The organism is Corynebacterium incognita, assembly GCF_014217255.1.
In the GTDB taxonomy this organism is placed as follows: domain Bacteria; phylum Actinomycetota; class Actinomycetes; order Mycobacteriales; family Mycobacteriaceae; genus Corynebacterium; species Corynebacterium incognitum.
This window is the reverse complement of sequence record NZ_CP059404.1, coordinates 1,662,185-1,677,407: the sequence shown is the minus strand read 5'-3', so window position 1 is coordinate 1,677,407 and position 15,223 is coordinate 1,662,185. Positions and strand designations below refer to the sequence as shown.

Below are 15,223 nucleotides of genomic sequence, written 5' to 3'. Positions count from 1 at the left end.
AGTCAGGGGCTTATACCGTGGGAGATATGAAGAAGACTGTCGCCTGCCTTGTTGCCACCTTAGCGTTGAGCGCCTGTGGCACCGAAGAGCCCGCCGTCACCTCCACCATGCAGGTGTCATCAGCCGGCATCACTCCGCTTGGCGACGCCGACAAAAAGATGAAAACCCTACGCCCCGAGGCGCCGGCACAACTCATGGTCAAGGACGTCCGCGTGGGACAACATGAGGGCTTCGAGCGCGTCGTCTTCGAGCTGGAAGGCGACGGCGACCCCGGCTGGCACATCGACTACACCGCCTCCCCTGCCCAGCAGGGCTCCGGCAACGCCATCTCGTACGAAGGATCCACCGCCCTCGAGGTCAACATCGACGGCACCGTCTACCCGTTCGAAATGGGCAAGAAGGACCCGAATATCGGCACCGTGGCGGGAGCAGGCGGCAACGTCAAGCAGATCGTGAGCGCGGGCACGTTCGAGGGCCGCTCCCAGTTCGTCATCGGACTAAACAAGGAGCTGCCCTACTCCGTCGAAGTCCTACGCGGGCCCACCCGCGTGATCATCGACATCCGCAGCAACGACTAAAAATACGTCCCCTCCACCGTCCAGCCCCCGTTTTCCCACACCAACAGCCACGCCCTAGCCCCGCTGACAACCTGCAACCGGGCTAGGCGCTGCGGATGTTGCGTCCACCAGTCGGTGTCCACAGGCCAAGGGCCGGCCCAAGCGGTCACGGGGGCATCGGCAAGCATGTGCGGGTCGGAGGATAGAAGGGCCTCCGCCGTCACAAAGACGTCGCGGCCGGAGCTATCGGTCAGCCGCACCGGGGTGTCGTCGCCCTGACGCGACGGCAGCGGAGACAGCATCTGGCCGGGCCACGTGCCCGGGACTAAGGGCTCGGGTTCCTCGCCGTAGGGCGTGTATGCCACCCGTTCCGCCGCCCCACGCCCACCGACAAGCCGCGGCACCAGCACCTTATCCGTCCCCAGCATCGATTGCACCCGGGCTATCACCGGCCCGGCCTTCTCCTCGCTCCCCCACGTCGTCGGGGTGGCGGTCTCGAGTGGGTCCAGGGTGAGCTCACGGATGAGCTTATTGCGTACCCAGCCGTCCAGCTGCCAACGCACCCTGTCCGCCGTCGCGGACTCCGCCAGGGCCTCCCGCACCCGCCACACACGTTCCGACGACGTGCCATCCGTAAATTCCGCCGTCACCCGCAACCGCAAGCACACCAGCCCCGCCTTGGCCAACCGCTCGTGCAGCCGCGCGGCCAGCTGCCGGGCCGCGAAGGCCGCGGCGTCCACGCGGTCGATAGGATCCTCGGGCGCGATGCTCACCGCCAACTGCGTCGTGGGGAGATCCGGGGCGACCCTCCGGTCCGGAGCAGCCGTGGCAATGTCGTAGCACCGCCTGCCGACGGCCCCGAAACGCGTCAACACCTGCGTCTTCGGCAAGTTTGCCAGGTCCCCCAGCGTACGTAGACCAAGGCGCTGAAACGCCGCGGCGTCTGGGCCGAGGACCGAGATCGGCTGAGTGCGCAAGAAATCACGGGAGCCGCCCGGCGGGACAATACGGCTATGCCGCGCGGCAATCTGCGCGGTCTCCAACTCATCGGCAACGCCGATGGCCATGTCGACGCCGGACCGGGCAGCGGCGTCGAGAAGCAACTCGACGGCGCGATCCTCGCTGCCGTGAAATCGCCCAGCAGCGCCAATATCCACCAGCACCAAACCGGGCCGCAGCACCTCCACCGACGCCGCAACCTCGTCCAGACTAGTAATGATGCCTGCGAAAATGACCCCCTCGCGCTCGCGGTCGGACTCCACGATGCGCGCGAGAGCCTCGGCCTGCCGGGCCCGCATGCCCGGGTACACCCCCGGCGCATCACTGGCGACGACCCTGTGCTGCCGCACGACAGCCACAGGCGGGGTGAGCTCGGGGTCGTCGAGAAGCGCGGCTTGCACCGGCCACCGCGGGAACCACAACGCCGCTACCCGACTCATACCGCCACCAGCCGCCGCCGGGATTCAACCTGCACATCCAGGTCAAGATCGCGCACTCGCCCGACGCCCCAGCCAATGCCGGCGACACCCCGAACTTGGCCGGTCACACGCACGCGGGTGCCGGGGACGTCTAAACCAATGGTCACCAGCGCGGCGCGACCAGCCCGCAACCGCGCGAGTAAAGGCCGAGCGCGGGTGGGAGTCAGCGCAACAGGAACAGGGCTGTAATGGAACACAACATCGAGTCCCTCCAATAAAACACCAGTCACCGACAGCGCTTCGGCGCCCGGCTCCGGGACGGTAATGATATTACCCAGGTCCGGCACATCCCCCAGCAGCAGGCCCGGCCACGCGACGACCCCCACCGTCTTATCACGCGCCGTGAGCTGGGAAATAGTATCCACGACCAAAGGGGGACAATCATTAAACGCCGTGACCTGGCGGCGCGCCAAGCCGCGGGCGGGCAGCACCCTCTCGACCGGGGTGACGCCCTTCGCGGACATGCGGGCACGCAAAGCCGCGACCTCGCTTCGAACGCCCGTTTGATTCATGGGCGCAATTATAACCCCTAACCCAAGTCGCGGGAAACCGCCCAGCGAGTCAGCTGGTTACGGTTAGACTGCTGCGTCTTGCGCAAAATATTCGAGGTGTGCGTCTCCACCGTCTTGATGGAAATAAACAGGTCTGAGGCAATTTCCTTGTAGGTATAGCCCCGGGCCAGCAGGCGCAGCACCTCCAGCTCACGCGGGGTCAGCTCATCCACCACCGGGTCTATGTTCGCCTCCTTGCCCGCGAAAGCGTCCAACACAAAACCCGCCAGCCGCGGGGAAAAATACGCATCGCCGCTATACACCCGGTCAATGGCCTCCTCCAGCTCCGGGCCGGAAATGCTCTTAGTCACATAGCCGCGGGCGCCGCCGCGAATCACCGCAATGACGTCCTCCGCCGCATCCGAGACCGAGAGCGCCAAAAACTTTGAGTCCTGGCCCACCTGCTCGAGCACCGCCCTGCCGCCGCCATCGGGCATGTGGACGTCTAGCAAAACGACGTCGGGACGCGTACGGCGAATGCCCTCCACGGCGTCAGCCACCGTGCCAGCCTCACCCACGACGTCGACACCGCGCAGCTCCGCGCGCACGCCGGAGCGAAACACGGAATGATCATCAACCAAAAAGACACTCACCATAGACTTACCGATACCATAACTTCCGCCCCCTCCCCAGGAACGGACTTAATCTCAGACTCCCCGCCCACCCGCTGCATACGGCCGACAATCGAGTCCTGGATGCCGTGACGATCCGGGGCGGCGTCTTGAGGATCGAAGCCTACGCCGCGATCGCGGACGAAGATGGACAGCTTCCCGTCTAAGAGCTCGGCGTACACGTCAACGGCGTTAACGCCTGCGTGTTTGGCAGCATTGACCATAGCCTCTCGGGAAGCCATGACAGCCGCCTCAGCGGCGGGGGTCAGCGGGACGTCCTCGCCAACGATCACAGGGGCGATACGCAGGCCGAAGAGATCCTCAACCTCGGCGGCAGCCTCCCTGAGCGTGGCGAAAATGGTCTTTGTAGCCGAGACTTCCGGCTCGAACAGCCACGCGCGTAGCTCGCGTTCCTGGGTCCGGGCGAGGCGGGCGACCTCGTCTGGGGCATCGGCACGCTTTTGGATAATTGCGAGAGTCTGCAACACGGAATCATGGAGGCGGGAGGCAATTTCCGCACGTTCCTTCGCGGCACGCTCCTCGGTCAGCGAACGCACGACGAGCGGGACTACAAGAGCGCCAACGCCGGCGACGGTCAGCAAAACCGCAAGGGTGATGGTCACCAGGGCACCGTTGCTTACCCCGACGGTGGTGAGGATGACACCGGCTAAGACTAAAAAAGCACCGGCGGTGGCGTTGATGACAGACGCGCGGGATTGCAGGCCCTTGTCATACGCCCGCCACGTAATCATGGCACCTACCGCGATGAGAGCCAGCGAAATGGCCACGCCCCACGAATCACCGGCGACGGCGGCGACAAAGGCGAGGGCGGAGAGCAGATAATACGCCCACCGCGGGAGAATCACCTTTTCAACTGGAGCGGGCGCAGTCTCCTCGACCTTGCTGAACATCCACGCGGCGGCATAAAAAAGCACACCGGCCCCCGACAACAGGGAGGAAAATAACAGCACGACACGGACCAGGAAGACATCCCTGTTGAGATGGTTCGCAACCCCGGCTGCGACACCGGCAATAACGCGGCCCTGCCGGGGGCGGACATAAGTCGGGTACATAGACATCATCTTGCCCTACGCTGTCCGACTAAGAGATCAGGGGAAACCCTGATGTTTGCTGGTGAGACTTTTGCGAAAATAAAAGTATGACACCTCTCAGACAGCCCAATGGCTACGTCGCCGGTGTATGCGAAGGCATCGGCGTCCGCTACCGAATCGACCCGACCTTAGTCCGCATTGTCTTCGCGGTAGTCACGCTCTGCGGCGGGGCCGGCATGGCGGCCTACCTCATCGCTTGGGGACTCATGCCCAAACAAGCCGACCAACCCTCCCCCTTCGAAGCAGCGATGAACGGAGGTGAAGACAAGAGCCTCGGGTGGGTCCTAGGCGTAGTCGCATTCGTGCTCATCTTTTGCGGCGCGACGGCCGATGGCAGCATCTTGGCGGCAATCCTTATTAGCGCCGCTGTCTTGGTCGGAGGGTATTTCCTCTTGGAAAAGCGCCCACCCGCCTGGGATCCACTTGGAGCCGCCCCCGACTTATGGCACCTACCCGAACCTTCCCCGCGCCCGAAGCCGAAAAAGTCGAATGCCGGGTTGACCATCTTCTGCATCGCCGTCGCGATCGTCGGATTCGGGTATGTATTCTCCCACCAAGCAGGCCCGACGGACATTAAAATCTCCAGCGCTACCGACCTGGAGGAAACTATCGACGTTGGCATCGGGCCCGCCACCGTTGATTTGTCCGACCTTCCCCCGCTTTCCGACGCCCATGAACTGCGCATCGACGGCAACATCGGCCCGCTAGACATCACCCTGCCCGCCAACCAGCCAGTCAACGTTGTCTGCGACACCGGCCTTGGCCCTACCAACTGCGTGGAAAAACGCGACGATGCCGCGCGACTGACCTTGGTCGTCGATCACGGCATCGGCCCGGTGGAGATTACTACTCCCACTCGATAGTTCCCGGCGGCTTGGACGTAACGTCCAAGACCACGCGGTTAACGTCCTTCACTTCGTTCGTAATGCGGGTGGAGATCTTCTCCAAGACGTCGTACGGGACGCGGGTCCAGTCCGCGGTCATGGCGTCCTCGGACGTCACTGGACGCAACACGACCGGGTGCCCGTAGGTGCGGCCGTCGCCCTGGACGCCCACCGAACGGACGTCGGCAAGCAGCACCACAGGGCACTGCCAAATCTCGCTGTCCAGGCCGGCGGCGGTCAGCTCCGTGCGAGCGATGAGGTCAGCCTGACGCAGGGTCTCGAGGCGCTCCTCGGTCACCTCGCCGATGATGCGGATACCCAGACCAGGCCCCGGGAACGGCTGACGGTTCACAATCTCCTCTGGAAGCCCCAGCTCTCGGCCTACCGCGCGTACCTCGTCCTTGAACAGCAGGCGCAGCGGCTCAACGAGCTCGAACTCGACGTCGTCAGGCAAACCACCGACGTTGTGGTGGGACTTGATGTTCGCGGTGCCGGCTCCCCCGCCGGACTCCACAACGTCCGGGTACAGGGTGCCCTGGACTAAGAAGTCCACGTCCTGGTCAGAAAGTACACTCGCCACCGCACGCTCGAACGAGCGGATGAACTCCGCACCGATAGCCTTGCGCTTCGCCTCCGGTTCGGTGACTCCGGCAAGCTTAGCCAAAAACGCGTCGGCCTCGTGCACAGTCACGAGCTTCGCCCCGGTCGCCGCTACGAAATCCTTCTCCACCTGCTCACGCTCGCCCGCGCGCAACAAACCATGGTCGACGAAGACACAGGTGAGGCGATCACCGATCGCGCGTTGGACTAAGGCAGCAGCGACGGCCGAGTCGACGCCACCCGACAGGCCGCAAATTGCACGCCCCTCGCCGATCTGTGCCTTCACGTCTTCGATGAGCTGTTCAGCGATATTCGCAGACGTCCACGTTTGCTCCAGTCCTGCAATCTCAGTCAGGAAGCGGGTCAGGACTTCCTGGCCGTGCGGGGAGTGCAACACCTCTGGGTGGTATTGCACACCGGCCATCCGCTTCTCAATGCACTCGAAAGCCGCCACTGGCGCACCCGCCGACGAAGCGGTGACGTCGAAACCCTCGGGCGCCTCGGACACGGCGTCGCCATGCGACATCCACACCTTGTGCGTGGACTCTAGTCCGGCATGCAGGACGCCGCCGTTAACGTTAATATCCGTGCGGCCGTACTCGCGGTCACCGGTGTTAGCCACCTTGCCTCCGAGCGCATGGTTCATGGCCTGGAAACCGTAGCAGATGCCGAACACCGGGATACCCAGATCCAGCAAACCTTCTTGGAGCTTCGGAGCACCGTCCGCGTACACAGACGACGGGCCACCGGACAAAATCAGGGCTGCAGGATTTTTTTCCTGAACCTCAGAAATTGTTGCAGTATGGGGAACCACTTCAGAGTAGATATTGGCTTCGCGCACGCGGCGGGCAATAAGCTGCGCATATTGGGCGCCGAAGTCCACGACAAGGACGGGGCGGGGAGTCGAATTCGCTTGAGTCACGCGTTTTAGTCTAGCAATTATCCACAGGGCCACGGAAACTCGGGCAAGTTATCCACAGGCGAGCGTGCTAGACCTTTCCAGGCGTCAGGATGTGGCCTAGGTTCAAAGTCATGAACCTCGAAGACATCGACCGTTACCTGGCCACCAACGGCCTGGCGCTGGCGCAGTACATTTACGCGCGCGGCGCTGGGTTTGGCCTCGGGGTGTCTGAAACCTTGCTGTACCGCGCGATCGGTGAGAGCTACTACGGGCCGTGCAAGCACAAGGCCGTACGCGCCGCCACGATGCGCTTCGCCGAGGACTTCCCCATCGCCCGCCTCGTAGTTATCCATAAAGCGGCAGTACAGCTACGTCGACAAGCCCCCATCAGCAGGTGGGACCTACGCCTTGAGCTCGCAGAGATGACCCACCTCAGCATCGCCGACTTGGAAAAATACGCCAAGGCCCGCGTCCGAGAGCTCAACGCAACCGGCTCCAATCCCCCGCCCCGCAGCCTCGTCATCGGCCGCGAAACCGACGCGACGGGACGACGGACCGCAGTGCTAAAACTGCCCGAGGCCGAAATGTCGCGCTTTGAGCGCACCCTCCGCTCCATGACCCGCAACCGGGGTAACACCCCAGAAGACATAGCCATGGGCAACGCGTGCTGGGCGTTGTTTACCCGCGGAGGCAAGCTTACCGACGGCGTGTTAGAACCCACCGTCATCGTCACCACCGACGATCTCGAAAGCTGTGGTGAGCACGAACTACAGGCCACCGACGGCACGCGGGTGAACGCGCGCGAATACCTTAACGAGCGACTCACTGAGTACGGGTGGGTCTTGCTATATGACAAGAACGCTGAGCCCGTGAACCTGTGGCGCACCCAGCGTCTCGCCAATGACACGCAGCGCCGCATCATCGCCGTCGACCAGGTCCGATGCGCATGGCCGGGATGCGACCGCTACGCCATGTACGGGACAGCGCACCACGTCGAAGCCTGGGCCGAAGGCGGACAAACCAACCAATCCAACCTCATGGGGCTATGCGGGCCGCATAATGCCGGAAACGGCCGGGGTCGCAACGGCGAAATGAGGCGGGCACCAAACGGAAGACCCGTCTGGCACCCGCCGGATAATGCTAGAGAATGGGCTATCGAACAGCTAAGTCGACCTTCTGGAAAGACTTCAGATCCGTGTAGCCGCACTTCGCCATAGCGCGACGCAAACCGCCGACGATATTGAGCGTTCCAAACGGATCCGCGGAGGGGCCGTGCAGCACGACTTCCAGCGGAGCCTTTGGCGATCGCTCATCAACGAAGCCGCGTGGAAAGCGGGGGTGGCCGGCCACTGATGGCCAGTACGCTCCCTTGCCGCCGGCTTCTTCAGCGATGGCAAGCATGCCGCCGAGGGACACAGCGTCGGCACCGCAGGCAATTGCCTTAACGACGTCCCCGGACGTAGCGAAGGCATCATCTGCGATGACGTGCACGTAGCGTCCGCCCGTCTCGTCGAGGTAGTCCCGGCGCGCGGCGGCGGCATCGGCGATGGCGGTAGCAAGGGGCGGCTCGATGCCCAAGGCGACGTCGTTCGTGTTGGTTCCGCCGCCGACGATGATGCCGGCTGCACCGGTACGCATCAGGTGCAGCGCAGTGGAGTAATCACTGACGCCACCAGCGATGACCGGTACGTCCAACGAGCCGATGAACTCCTTCAAGTTCAGGGGCTCCCCATCCGCCGCGACGTGCTCAGCGGAGATGATCGTGCCCTGGATAATGAGGAGTTCGGTCCCGGCACTGATGACAGTCTGTGCGAGTTCACGGGCGTGCTGCGGCGAGACACGAACGGCGACGGTGACCCCTGAGTCCCGGACCTGACGAATACGCTCAGCTAGGAGCTCCTCGTCTAAGGGCAGAGCGTGGAGGCGCTGAAGGGACTCGGCATCGTGGACGTCGGCAAGCGCGGTGTCCAGGTCCTCGACTCGTCCCCACAGCCCCTCGGCGTTAATGACGCCCAAACCGCCCTGCTTGCCCATTTCGATGACGAACTCTGGCGTAGCTAACGCATCGGTGGGGTGGGACAGGATCGGGACGTCAAAGGTGTAGGCATCGATATTCCAGGTCGTATCCACATCAGATGATGAGCGTGTGCGCCTAGTCGGGACGATGGAAATATCTTCTAATCCGTAAGCCCGACGCGCCTCTCGGCCGGTTCCAATTTCGACGATTTCTCGCACGGCGATTCCTTAGTGGTAGTTCGGTGCCTGAACGGTCTGCTGCAGGTGGTGCGGGTGGGACTCCTTGAGTCCGGCCATAGTGATCTGCACGAAGCGCTTAGTTTTCAGCTCAGCGAGGTTAGCAGAACCGGTGTAGCCCATTGCCGCGCGCAGGCCGCCGACAATCTGGTGTGTGATTGCGTCCAGCTCGCCGCGGTAAGGAACTTGGCCTTCCACGCCCTCGGGAACCAGCTTGTCTTCGGACTTGACGTCAGCCTGGAAGTAGCGGTCCTTGGAGTAAGAACGCTTCTCCCCGGACAGGCCGCGTCCCTGCATCGCGCCCATGGAGCCCATGCCGCGGTAACGCTTGTACTGCTTGCCACCGACAACCACAACGTCGCCAGGCGACTCCTTCGTGCCAGCAAGCATGGAACCGACCATCACGGTGTCCGCGCCAGCGGCGAGCGCCTTCGCGATGTCACCGGAGTACTGCATTCCACCATCAGCGATAACCGGAACGCCGGCCTTACCAGCAGCGGTAGCGGCTTCTAGGATGGCGGTGATCTGCGGAGCACCCACGCCCGCGACGACGCGGGTCGTACAAATCGAGCCCGGACCAATGCCCACCTTGATAGCATCCGCGCCAGCATCAATCATCGCCTGCGCGGCTTCGCGGGTAGCCAGGTTGCCGCCGATAACGTCCACCTTGTCCCCGAAGTTTTGCTTCACCCGGGACACCATGTCCAGAACTCGGTTGTTGTGAGCGTGGGCGGAGTCTACGACGAGGACGTCCACACCGGCGTCGACAAGCAATCCTGCGCGCTCGAATGACTCATCGCCTGTACCGATGCCTGCCGCTACAAGCAGGCGGCCGGAATCATCCTTAGATGCGTTGGGGTACTGCTCCGTCTTCACGAAGTCCTTCACTGTAATGAGCCCGACCAGCTTGTTGTCACCGTCAACGATGGGTAGCTTTTCCACCTTGTTGATGGACAGCAGCTTCAGTGCCTCCTCCTTGGACACACCTTCATGTGCCACTACCAATGGCATTGGCGTCATCACATCGGAGACCTTGCGCTCGAAGTCCTTCTCAAAACGCATATCCCGGTTCGTGCAAATACCCAGGAGCTTCCCTGCCCCGTCTACGACTGGGAGCCCGGAGATACGGTAGCGGGCGCACAGTGCATCTACCTCGTTAAGCGTCATGTCCGGGGTTGCGGTCACGGGGTCGGTCACCATCCCGGACTCAGAGCGCTTCACAATCTCGACCTGGCCGGCTTGCTCTTCGGCCGATAGATTGCGGTGCAGCACGCCGATGCCGCCCTGACGCGCCATCGCAATGGCCATCCGCGCCTCCGTAACCGTATCCATCGCGGCCGATGCCACAGGGATTCCCAGTCGGATATTGCGCGTAAACTGCGCCGATACGTCAACCTCAGACGGAACAATATTCGATTCCGCGGGAAGAAGTAGTACATCATCAAAGGTCAACCCGTTGAGTTGGACCTTGTTCGGATCGTCTCCACCAGTTGCTACACGCATGCTCCGGACCTTTCTTAAGCGTCTCGTAAATATGCCCCCAACTTTAACCCTTTAGTCGGGGAAGTGGTTAGCCGGTGCAGCTAATTGCCATACCCCGTCGTGGTCAATAGGCTCGAGACCGTGAACTACGAAATGCCAATGGATCCTTTTGCAAACGATCCCAATGACCCAGCGTCGTTCCTTGAGGACGAGGCCGTTCCTGAGTTATCCGAGTCTGAGCGCCTGGAGCACGTCCGAGATCTCATCGCGGTGGAGCAGTTTTCCCGCCGACTATCCCCCTACGGCTTCGACGGCGTCATGTTCCTCTGTGGCGATTGCAACAACACCCACTTTTATGAGTGGGACATCATGGCCGCAAACATCCGTGCTCTCCTTGCCGGCGAGCTTCCCCCTGTCCACGAGCCAGGCGCGGAGGTAGACCCGCACCGCTACGTCCCGTGGGAGTACGCCCAAGGCTTCCTGGACGGTCTCAACGCGGACTAGTCTCCGCGTTGACCGTTGTCCTTGCCGTCCTGGCCCTTGCCGGTCTCGGCGTTATTGCCCTTATCCTTGCCTGTGTCCTCGTCCTGGTCCTGGTCCTCGTCACCGTCTCCCGGCGTCGGCACACCGCTCGACCCGCGCGGGGTCTCCCCCGGCAGCGGCGCGAAGGTAAATTCGCGGTCGTCGTCGCGCTCATTCCATGGGGTCCGCGTGGTGGTTGTCCCTGGACGTGGGGAGTTCTTTGTCGGGGCCGGCGCAGGTGGGTTGACCTGGGTAGAGGTCGGGGTGTCAGCAGGCGTCTGTGCCGACGTAGGTACTGGGGGGTTCACTTCGTTGTACGGCGTTGGTTCGTCGCTTTCGGGAGTGACTACCTCTTCCTGCACATTCTCAGTGCTCTCTTCGCTAACCTCGCTGGTCGCTTCTTCGGCCACGCTTTCTTCTGAGCGTGGGGAAACCGAGGTGGATGACTTGGCGGCGCTGCTTGTTGGTGCCTGAGTTGCCGAAGACGTCTCGGTGTCAGTGTGCACCACGGCGGGTGCAGGCACAGGGTCTGTTTCTTCACCGCCGCCATTGAGCAGAGAAAACGCGCCTACACCACCAAGCACAACTGCTGCCGCACCGAGCGCTCCTTTAATCCACATTCCGGAACTAGTCGCCGCGCTTGCCGACGTCGCGGCCGCCGAGGTGTCCGCGACCTGAGGAGCCGGGGGCATCTGGGCATTGACGTCGTTGCGGAGTTCGAGCAGCAAACCAGCCAGTGGGTCAGCGCCCCCGGATGGGTCTACGCCTTGAGAAAGATCGCTGAGGTAGGCATCGTCCTCGACTAGCGGTTGCAGCTGCCGGGCGATGTCCTCTGGGACGTCGTCGCGATGTGTCACTATCTTTCTCCTTGCGTTGCGCTGGCTTCCAAGGACTTCCTCAGTTGCGCCAGTGCTCTATGCTGCGCGACACGTACTGCACCTGGGGTGGATCCGACGATGGCCGCAGTTTCTTCTGCAGACATTCCGACGATGGTACGGAGGATGATGATGTCGCGAGCCTTGTCACTTAAAGTATCGAGAAGACCCCGCATGGTGTTACTTCCGTCGACTGCGATCGCCACGTCTTCAGGGGTCGCGGAGGTGTCGGGGCCTTCCGGTACGTCTTCGGTTGGAGTCAGTCGATCGCGGGACATGGCACGGTGCGCATCGGCAACTTTGTTGAAGGCGATGCCGTAGACGTAGGCCATGAAGGGGCGGCCTTTATCTTCGTATTTGCTTATCGACGACGTTAGCGCCAGACATGTTTCTTGCGCCACGTCTTCCGCGGTGGGGTGTTTGCCACCTCCGATGCGGGCGCGGGCGTAACGCAACACCATCGGGTGAACGATCTCAATAACGCGCTGCAGTGCGTGAGGATCGCCCTGAACAGCCGAGGGCACAAGGCCTTCTAGCTCCTGTTCAATATCTCCCACAACTTTTCCTTTTGACGCTTATCCAACGGACCCCACTACAGTACGTGGTTGCGGGGCTGTCACACTAAAAAGGGGTATGGACACAGAAAGTTCACATACCTTTAACTTTGACCATTATTCCAGCTCAGAGACAGTCATGACTAATCCAGACACGCTTCAACACCTAGATTCCACTTTCGAGTAACCAATTGTTCACCCTGCCCAGTCAGACTGCCTTCTGGTTATTTACTCGTTGTACTAAAGGAGACCGTGTCGTGACTCAACCCCATCTTCTTCCGGGACCTAATACAGACTTCTGGGATTGGCAGCTGAAAGGTGCTTGCCGCGGGGAAAATTCTGACGTGTTCTACCACCCGGACGGGGAGCGTGGCCGCGCGCGTACGCAGCGCGAGAACCGCGCGAAGGCCGTGTGCCAGAAGTGCCCGGTGCTCGCGATGTGCCGGGAGCACGCGCTCAAGGCCGCCGAACCTTATGGCATCTGGGGCGGCCTGTCTGAGTCGGAGCGGGTTCTCATCCTGCGCTCCCGCGAGAAGGTTAACGCTTAAGGTATTCCTTCAGGTACCGGCCGGTGAGTGTATCCATCCCGGCTGGCGCTCCAGCGTAAACTACCTCGCCACCCTCGCTACCTGCGCCCGGCCCCATATCGATGACGTGGTCCGAGTGCGCCACGACCGCCAGGTGGTGTTCTACGCAGACGACGGTATTCCCGGCGTCGACTAGCTTGTCCAGCAACCCCAGGAGCGTTTCGACGTCCGCGAGGTGCAGGCCCGTTGTCGGCTCGTCGAGCACCAGGATGTCAACCTCCGACTTTTTGCCAGCCATGTGCTGCGCCAGTTTTAATCGCTGGCGTTCGCCGCCGGACAGGGTGCTGAGCGGCTGCCCCAGCGTGATGTAGCCCAGACCGACGTCGACAAGCGCTGAGCAAACAGCTGCCGCCGGCTTCACCGTTCCCGCAAAGAACTCCAGCGCCGCCTCGGCCGGCATGTCCAAAACTTCCGCGATGTTCTTGCCTTCAAACTGGTAGGCCAGCACTTCGTCCGTAAACCGGCGTCCCTCGCAGACGTCGCACGGCACGTCCGCTCCGCTCATGAAACCAAGGTCCACGTACACGACGCCCGCACCTCCACACTCGGTACACGCACCGTCGGAGTTTGAGGAAAACAGTCCCGGCTTCACCCCATTAGCTTTGGCAAACGCCTTCCGAATCGGTTCCAACGCCCCGGTGTAGGTCGCCGGATTGGACCGCCGCGAACCCCGAATTGGGGTCTGGTCCACGTACATCACCTGTTCGCTTGCCGGCACATGCGACAGCAGCGAAGACTTACCGGAGCCCGCGACACCAGTAATAGACGTCAATACGCCTAGTGGAATATCCACGTCCACGTCGCGGAGGTTGTTGCGGTTCGCTCCGCGAATCTCTAACGCCCCAGTCGGGGTTCGCACGTCCTTTTTCAGCGACACGGCATCGTGGAGGTGCTTGCCAGTCAGCGTCGGCGCATCCTTAAGTTCTGCCACCGTGCCTTCAAAAACTACTTCGCCGCCGCCTGCTCCCGCCCCAGGACCAAGGTCCACGACGTGGTCGGCAATGGCAATCGTCTCCGGCTTGTGCTCCACCACGAGCACCGTGTTGCCCTTATCGCGAAGCTGCAGCAGCAGCTCGTTGAGCCGGGTGATGTCGTGCGGGTGCAGCCCGGCGGTGGGCTCGTCGAAGATGTAGGTGACGTCGGTGAGCGCAGATCCAAGGTGCTGCACCATGCGGGTACGTTGTGCCTCTCCGCCAGACAGCGTGGACGCCGGCCGCGCCAGCGTCAGGTACCCTAGCCCGATCCCCATGACGTTGTCCAGTGCTTCACGGATACTTCCCGCCATCGGGTGGTCGACCCCCTCAAACCACTCGCGCAAGTCCTTAATTTCCATGTCGCAGAGGTCGGCGATGGATTTGCCGTTGATGTAAGACTCGCGGGCGTGCTGCGCCAACCGCGTTCCCCCGCAGTCGGGGCAGGGCACGAACTGCACGGCACGTTCGACGAACTCCCGCAGGTGTTTTTGCAGCGCCTCTTTATCCTTGGCCAGCATCGAGCCCTTCATGCGCGGGACTAGGCCCTGGTAGCTCATGTTGATGCCACCGACCTTGACCTTGATGTCGTCCAAGTAGTAGAGCGCGTGTTTTTGTTCGTCGGTAAACTCGCGCACCGGGACGTCGGCTGGGTACAGGCCCGACTCGGTGTAGGCCTTCCACATCCACGAGTCCACTTTGACTCCGGGCATGAGGATAGCGCCGTCGTTGAGGCTTAGGTCCTCGTCCACCACCGCTGACAAGTCGATGTCGCTGACTCGGCCCGTACCGTCACAGGTGGGACACATGCCGCCGGTGCGCTGGAATTTCTTGAGTTCTTTCTTCCCCTTGACTTCGATTGCTCCCTGCCCGGACACGGACGGGACGTTGAAGGAGTACGCCGCTGGGCTGCCTGCCGACGGCTCCGCTGCACGCGAGAACAATACTCGCAGCATGGCGGTGATGTCGGTGGCTGTGCCAAAGGTGGATCGTACGTTCGCGGCCATGGGTTCTTGGCCGACGACGATGGCTGCGGTGAGCCCTTCGAGCTTGTCGACGTCCGGTCGGGGCAAGCTCGCCATAAACCCTTGGACGAAGCCTGGGTAGGTTTCGTTGATGAGCCGCTGCGATTCGGCGGCGATGGTGTCAAAGACCAGCGTGGATTTTCCGGAGCCGGAGACCCCAGTAAAGACTGTGAGCGCACGCTTGGGAATGCGTACGCTCACGTTCTTGAGGTTGTTATCGTGTGCGCCGGTGACTGCAACAAATTCTTGGTTCACCGGCG

At 62.1% G+C, this 15,223-nt stretch carries 15 protein-coding genes; 5 read left to right on the top strand and 10 right to left on the bottom strand.

Annotated elements, in window-relative coordinates; genetic code table 11:
- Positions 1-26 precede the first annotated feature (26 nt).
- Positions 27-578: an AMIN-like domain-containing (lipo)protein gene (locus H0194_RS07830; RefSeq protein ID WP_185175372.1), complete on the top strand. Its 552-nt coding sequence runs from the start codon at positions 27-29 to the stop codon at positions 576-578.
- Here H0194_RS07830 and H0194_RS07825 read toward each other — a convergent pair.
- The 4 genes from H0194_RS07825 to H0194_RS07810 are packed head-to-tail and all read right to left on the bottom strand — an operon-like array spanning position 575 to position 4,270.
- Positions 575-1,996, bottom strand: coding sequence for a DNA polymerase Y family protein (locus tag H0194_RS07825; RefSeq protein WP_185175371.1), 1,422 nt, complete (start codon positions 1,994-1,996; stop codon positions 575-577). The genes H0194_RS07830 and H0194_RS07825 overlap by 4 nt on opposite strands.
- A complete protein-coding gene (locus tag H0194_RS07820) occupies positions 1,993-2,547 on the bottom strand; it encodes a hypothetical protein (RefSeq protein WP_185175370.1) in 555 nt (184 codons plus the stop codon). Before H0194_RS07820 ends, H0194_RS07825 begins: the two co-directional genes overlap by 4 nt.
- A 17-nt stretch (positions 2,548-2,564) precedes the next feature.
- Entirely contained in the window at positions 2,565-3,182 is a 618-nt protein-coding gene (locus H0194_RS07815; protein WP_185175369.1) for a LuxR C-terminal-related transcriptional regulator, read from the bottom strand.
- The gene (locus tag H0194_RS07810) at positions 3,176-4,270 is read right to left on the bottom strand and encodes an ATP-binding protein (RefSeq protein ID WP_281382519.1); all 1,095 of its coding nucleotides are present in this window, start codon (positions 4,268-4,270) and stop codon (positions 3,176-3,178) included. The genes H0194_RS07815 and H0194_RS07810 overlap by 7 nt, the downstream gene beginning before the upstream one ends.
- 86 nt (positions 4,271-4,356) lie before the next feature.
- Here H0194_RS07810 and H0194_RS07805 point away from each other — a divergent pair, with 86 nt between their 5' ends.
- Complete coding sequence (locus tag H0194_RS07805; protein ID WP_185175367.1) at positions 4,357-5,172, top strand: PspC domain-containing protein; 816 nt, start codon at positions 4,357-4,359, stop codon at positions 5,170-5,172.
- Here H0194_RS07805 and guaA read toward each other — a convergent pair.
- On the bottom strand, positions 5,156-6,715 hold the full coding sequence (gene guaA / locus H0194_RS07800) for a glutamine-hydrolyzing GMP synthase (protein ID WP_185175366.1): 1,560 nt from the start codon (positions 6,713-6,715) through the stop codon (positions 5,156-5,158). The genes H0194_RS07805 and guaA overlap by 17 nt on opposite strands.
- Positions 6,716-6,825: 110 nt before the next feature.
- Here guaA and H0194_RS07795 point away from each other — a divergent pair, with 110 nt between their 5' ends.
- Complete coding sequence (locus H0194_RS07795) at positions 6,826-7,911, top strand: hypothetical protein (protein WP_185175365.1); 1,086 nt, start codon at positions 6,826-6,828, stop codon at positions 7,909-7,911.
- On the opposite strand, the gene H0194_RS07790 is transcribed toward H0194_RS07795, so the two are convergent.
- Entirely contained in the window at positions 7,847-8,929 is a 1,083-nt protein-coding gene (locus H0194_RS07790) for a GuaB3 family IMP dehydrogenase-related protein (protein ID WP_185175364.1), read from the bottom strand. The two genes, H0194_RS07795 and H0194_RS07790, sit on opposite strands and share 65 nt — an antisense overlap.
- Positions 8,930-8,938: 9 nt before the next feature.
- Positions 8,939-10,450, bottom strand: a complete 1,512-nt coding sequence (guaB, locus tag H0194_RS07785; protein ID WP_185175363.1) for an IMP dehydrogenase — start codon at positions 10,448-10,450, stop codon at positions 8,939-8,941.
- Positions 10,451-10,582: 132 nt separating this feature from the next.
- On the opposite strand from guaB, the gene H0194_RS07780 reads away from it, so the two are divergent.
- The gene (locus tag H0194_RS07780) at positions 10,583-10,933 is read left to right on the top strand and encodes a DUF5319 domain-containing protein (RefSeq protein WP_185176946.1); all 351 of its coding nucleotides are present in this window, start codon (positions 10,583-10,585) and stop codon (positions 10,931-10,933) included.
- Here H0194_RS07780 and H0194_RS07775 read toward each other — a convergent pair.
- On the bottom strand, positions 10,930-11,808 hold the full coding sequence (locus H0194_RS07775; protein WP_185175362.1) for a hypothetical protein: 879 nt from the start codon (positions 11,806-11,808) through the stop codon (positions 10,930-10,932). The two genes, H0194_RS07780 and H0194_RS07775, sit on opposite strands and share 4 nt — an antisense overlap.
- Entirely contained in the window at positions 11,808-12,383 is a 576-nt protein-coding gene (locus H0194_RS07770; protein WP_185175361.1) for a sigma-70 family RNA polymerase sigma factor, read from the bottom strand. The genes H0194_RS07775 and H0194_RS07770 overlap by 1 nt, the downstream gene beginning before the upstream one ends.
- A 254-nt stretch (positions 12,384-12,637) precedes the next feature.
- Here H0194_RS07770 and H0194_RS07765 point away from each other — a divergent pair, with 254 nt between their 5' ends.
- Positions 12,638-12,928, top strand: a complete 291-nt coding sequence (locus tag H0194_RS07765; RefSeq protein WP_185175360.1) for a WhiB family transcriptional regulator — start codon at positions 12,638-12,640, stop codon at positions 12,926-12,928.
- Here the strand turns inward: H0194_RS07765 and H0194_RS07760 are convergent.
- Positions 12,918-15,218, bottom strand: a complete 2,301-nt coding sequence (locus tag H0194_RS07760) for an excinuclease ABC subunit UvrA (RefSeq protein WP_185175359.1) — start codon at positions 15,216-15,218, stop codon at positions 12,918-12,920. The genes H0194_RS07765 and H0194_RS07760 overlap by 11 nt on opposite strands.
- Positions 15,219-15,223 lie beyond the last annotated feature (5 nt).